3 protein-coding genes are annotated in these 4664 nt (G+C 65.6%); all 3 read right to left on the bottom strand.

The window, feature by feature from the left end; translation table 11 throughout:
• On the bottom strand, positions 1-1177 hold a 1177-nt coding region (locus RMO40_RS22740), incomplete at its 3' end, for a DUF1501 domain-containing protein (RefSeq protein ID WP_309725879.1).
• Positions 1178-1191: 14 nt separating this feature from the next.
• Positions 1192-2922, bottom strand: a complete 1731-nt coding sequence (locus RMO40_RS22735) for a DUF1800 family protein (protein ID WP_309725878.1) — start codon at positions 2920-2922, stop codon at positions 1192-1194.
• 217 nt (positions 2923-3139) lie between these two features.
• Positions 3140-4664, bottom strand: a 1525-nt coding sequence (locus RMO40_RS22730) for a vitamin B12 dependent-methionine synthase activation domain-containing protein (RefSeq protein WP_309725877.1), incomplete at its 5' end; no start/stop codon positions are given.

Genomic DNA, 4664 nt, shown 5'->3' with positions numbered 1-4664 from the left:
TACCCATGCCCATGGTGTTCATCACACCGTCGAAGTAATTGATGGCGTGTGACAGGCGGGCCATCAGGTCGGCCTGGCCTCGGTTCTGGTTGTCGTGGGTGTCGAAGCCACCCATGCTGACGAAGAACACCTGCCGGCCCGTTTGCAGGGCGCTGCGCGCACCGATGATGCGTGCCACCGTTTGCAGTTGTTGCGCCAGCCCGTTGTTCTGGTTGGTGCGGGTGGACGGCTGCACATACTGCGACGGAGCCGTCACCGTGGAGGCCGTGAACGCACCCTGGAACGCCACCTGCGCATCGATCGAGCGCTTGGTCATGTTGGCCTGCTCGCGCGCGAGCAGGTGCGCCACGCTGTTGGGCGTGTTGTTGGCGGTGATGATGTTGCGGTAGCTGGTGGCCGCCGCGGCCGAGCCGAAGAGCGTGCCGGTGATGTTGCCGATGGCCACGGCGCCGCCGTTGCCCACTTGGTATTGGAAGACGGTGTCGCCGGCCATGAACACCGCGTTGCCACCCACCGAGATGCTGGTGAACACGGTGTTGGCGTTGGCCCCGGCGAGCAGGTCGCCAAAGCGCCCGCCCCAGCCCGTGCGCACGCCTTCAGGGCCGAGCGCCTGCCAGGTCGACTGCTGGTCGTTGTGCGAAAAGAGTTTGGCCGGGCGTGGCTTGGCGGCGCTGTTGGCCTGGTATTCCGCCTTTGTCAGCGGGGTGATCAGCGGGCCGGCGTTGGCGATCACGGCCACGCGGCCGGCGTCGAACAGGCTGCGCATCTCCGGCATGCTGGGGTGCAGCGCGAAGGTGCGGCTGTTGTTGACCGGGAACGCGGTGAAGTTCGGCGTGAGGCGCAACACGCCGCCCAGCGCCGCGGGCGAGGCCATGGCGGCCGTGCCGTCTGGGGGGGTACCCTCGGCGCGCAGCGCGATCGGGTCGGGTGCCGTGGCGCGCACCGTGGAGTAGGTGCTCCACGAGGTGGCATCGGTGGGCAACACCATGTTGGCCGAGTCGTTGCCGCCATACAGGAACAGGCACACGAGGGCTTTGTAGCCGGTGGTGCTCTGCGCATGGGCGGCGTTCATGGTGGCCATGTTCATCGCGAAGGGCAGGGCAGCCGGCCCCACCGAGCCCGACAGGATGGCGGCGCGGCGCAAGAACTCGCGGCGAGAAGCTTGGTTGTTCGACATGTGGGTCTCCCTCTTCACTTCTGGATCATGTAATCGGGCGAGGCCATGGTCAGCAAGATGCCGATGAACACTCGGTCTCGCTTGGCGGCGTCGATGTTGGCCTGGTTCGTGGTCGGGATGGCCCGCCCTGTGATGCCGTCGATGACCTGGGTGCGCAGCGTGCTGCTCATCTGGCCCGACATCAACAGCAGGTTGAGCCGGTCGACCAGCGCACCGGGGTTGTCGGCCAGTGCCAGCTCGGCGCTGAAGTCGAGCTGCAGGTCGCGCCCGGCGTTCACCGTCAGCCAGTTGCTGCGCAGGTAGTTGAGGTAGCCGGCCACCGATACCTCGTTGGCCAGTTGCAGTTCGGGCGAGACCAGCCCGGCCACGGCGGCTGCGCTGTTGGGCGGCGCAAACCCGGGGCGGAAGAAGTTGAACACCGTGGGCGAACGCAGCGCGCTCTGGCCCAGGTTGTTGGTGGTGTTGTCGGTGTTGTCCAGGCCGGTGAAGTCACCGCTGGTCGAGGTCACCTTGAAGGCACGCAAGAAGTGCGACAGGCGCAGGATGGGCTCGCGCACCTTGCCGTAGCGGGTGCTGGACGCGTCGTAGGTGCGCGCTTCAGGGTCGAGCAGGATGGCGCGGAACACCGCCTTCATGTCGCCGCGCACACCTTGGCCGTTGTTGTTGAAGGCTGTCGCCACGCGGCCCACATAGGCGGGGCTCGGGTTGCTCGTCACCATGCGCTGGATCAGCAGGTTGCCGATGAAGGGGCCGACGTTGCGGTGGTTGAACAGCGTGTCGAGCGCAATGCGCAGGTCCGCGTCGGCGTTGGCCGTGCCCGCGGCGGGGATCACGGTGCCCAGGAAGCGCTTCTCGCTGACCGAGTGGTACTGGTTGTAGGCCTGCATCGGCCGGAAGTCGCGCTCGGCTTGAGCGTTGCCACCGAAGAAGCGGGAGTTGGTGCGGTCGGCCAGGTTGGGGCCGGCGTACCAGCTGAAACCGGTGAAGACCTTGGCCAGGCCCTTGATGTCATCGTGGGTGTAGGTCTCGGTGGGGGTGCCGCCACGGTAGGTGCCGTCGTTGTTCAGCTCGTAGAGACCGATGGTGAACAGCTGCATGATTTCTCGTGCGTAGTTCTCGTCGGCCACACGGCCGCTGGCAACGTCTTCCTTCTGGTTGCGCAGGCTGGTGAGGTAGGTGCCCATCATCGGGTGCAGGCTCACCGACTCCAGCAGGTCGCGGAAGTTGCCGAACGACTTCTCGGCCAGCATGTCGTAGTACGCCGTCACGCCGCGTGTCTGGTTGGCGAGGTTGCCGTCGACGAACGAGATCACGAAGATCTGCGACAGCGCAAAAGCCGCGCGCTGGCGCAGCTGGTCTTGGCCGGTCAGCGCCTGCGCCCAGTACGACTCGCGGAACTGCGTCTGGCTGACGGTCTGCATGTTGGCGGCGAGGTCGTCGCCCCGGCGTGCCACGTGGGTGCGGTGCGGCACCTGCGGCATGTTGAACTGCGTGTTCAGCCAGGCGTTGTAGTTGCTTTGCGCCAGCGCATTGATCGACGCATCGGTCGGGCCGTAGGTGGCTTGTGCCAGAAAGCGCGCCGCCTCGGCTCGTGTCGGCGCGGGCCCCGATCCCTGCGGTTGCTGCTGCTGTGGCTCGTCGTCTTCCTTGCCGGCGCCGCAGGCCGCGAGCACGGCCACCAGGGCCAGAGCCCAGGCGGTGCGCATGCCGCGGCGGGCGAATGTTTGTTGAAGCGTGTTGTTCACTGCCGTCCCCTCGTGTGATCGATCTGGCGCAGCGACGGGTGTGTTGTCCACACTGGCGTTGCGGTCACGATTGTTCGGGTCTGACGGTCGTGGAAAGCGTGAATTGTTGGCGTTTCAGCAAAGGCTTACGTCTTGCAACGGGCCAATTGGTGACCAACCACGCGGGCCCTGCTTGCAGATGCATCGTCTGTAAGCAGGGGCAACCGCTTGTGCGGCGCTACAACAGCGATGCGAGCGAACGCTGGGCCTGAGCGGTGTCGAACTGATTGCGTTGAGCCCAGTCCTTCAACTGGTCGTCGCCGATCTTGCCGACATTGAAGTAGGCCGCGTCGGGGTGCGACAGATAAAAGCCGCTCACGCTGGCGGCCGGGGTCATGGCCAGGCTTTCGGTCAGGCCCATGCCGATGTCGTCGCACTGGAGCACGCGGAACATCTCGGCCTTCACGGTGTGGTCGGGGCAGGCCGGGTAGCCGGGGGCGGGGCGGATGCCGCGGTACTTCTCGCCGATCAACTCGGCGTTGCTCAAGGCTTCGTCTGATGCGTAGCCCCAGAACTCCTTGCGCACACGCTGGTGCATGCGCTCGGCAAACGACTCGGCCAGGCGGTCGGCCAGGGCCTTCAACATGATGGCGCTGTAGTCGTCGTGGTCGTCGAGAAACTGCTTCTCTTTTTTCTCGGTGCCGAGGCCGGCGGTCACGGCAAAGAGGCCGATGTGGTCTGCCGCGCCCGATGACTTGGGCGCGATGAAATCGGCCAGGCAGCGGTTGGGGCGCATGATCTTTTTCCCATCCGGACCATCGACGACAGGCCGCACGCTCTGCATGCGCAGGCCACGCCATGTCATGAGCACCTCGCTGCGCGACTCGTCGGAGTAGATCTCGATGTCATCGTCGCCCACCGTGTTGGCGGGGTAGAGGCCAATCACGCCATTGGCCTGCAACCAGCGGCCCTTGATCAGGCGGTTGAGCATGCTCTGGCCATCGCTGTGCACACGGCGGGCCGACTCGCCGACGATGTCATCGGTCAGGATGGCGGGGTAGGGGCCGGCCAGGTCCCAGGTCTGGAAGAAGGGCGCCCAGTCGATGCACTGCGCGATCTCGGCCAGGTCGAAGTTCTTGAACACACGCCGGCCGGTGAACTTCGGCTTGGGCGGTGTGTAGCCGGCCCAGTCGACGGGGGTCTTGTTGGCACGCGCCTGCGCCAGCGTGACCAGGGGCGTGGCCTTCTTGTTGGCGTGCTGTTCACGCACGCGGACGTAGTCGGCGTTGAGCTCGGCCACGTAAGCCGCGGCCTTGTCGTCGCTCAGCAGATCACTGCACACGCTCACGCTGCGGCTCGCATCGGGCACGTAGACCACCGGGCCGTCGTAATACGGCGAGATCTTCACGGCGGTGTGCACGCGGCTGGTGGTGGCGCCACCGATGAGCAGCGGGATCTTCTTGATGCGGAAGTAGTCGTCGCGCTGCATCTCACCCGCCACGTGCTGCATTTCTTCCAGGCTCGGCGTGATGAGGCCCGACAGGCCGATGATGTCGGCGCCCTCGACCTTGGCGCGCGCCAGGATGTCCTGGCAGGGCACCATCACGCCCATGTTCACCACCTCGAAGTTGTTGCACTGGAGCACGACGGTGACGATGTTCTTGCCGATGTCGTGCACGTCGCCCTTCACGGTGGCGATGATGATCTTGCCCTTGGCCTTGGCTTCGCCGCCACCTTCGACCAGCAGGCGTTTTTCTTCTTCG

The organism is Rhizobacter sp. (genome assembly GCF_031412075.1).
GTDB lineage: Bacteria > Pseudomonadota > Gammaproteobacteria > Burkholderiales > Burkholderiaceae_C > Rhizobacter.
The sequence above is the reverse complement of the archived record's forward strand: the minus strand, read 5'-3'. Positions and strand labels throughout refer to the sequence as shown.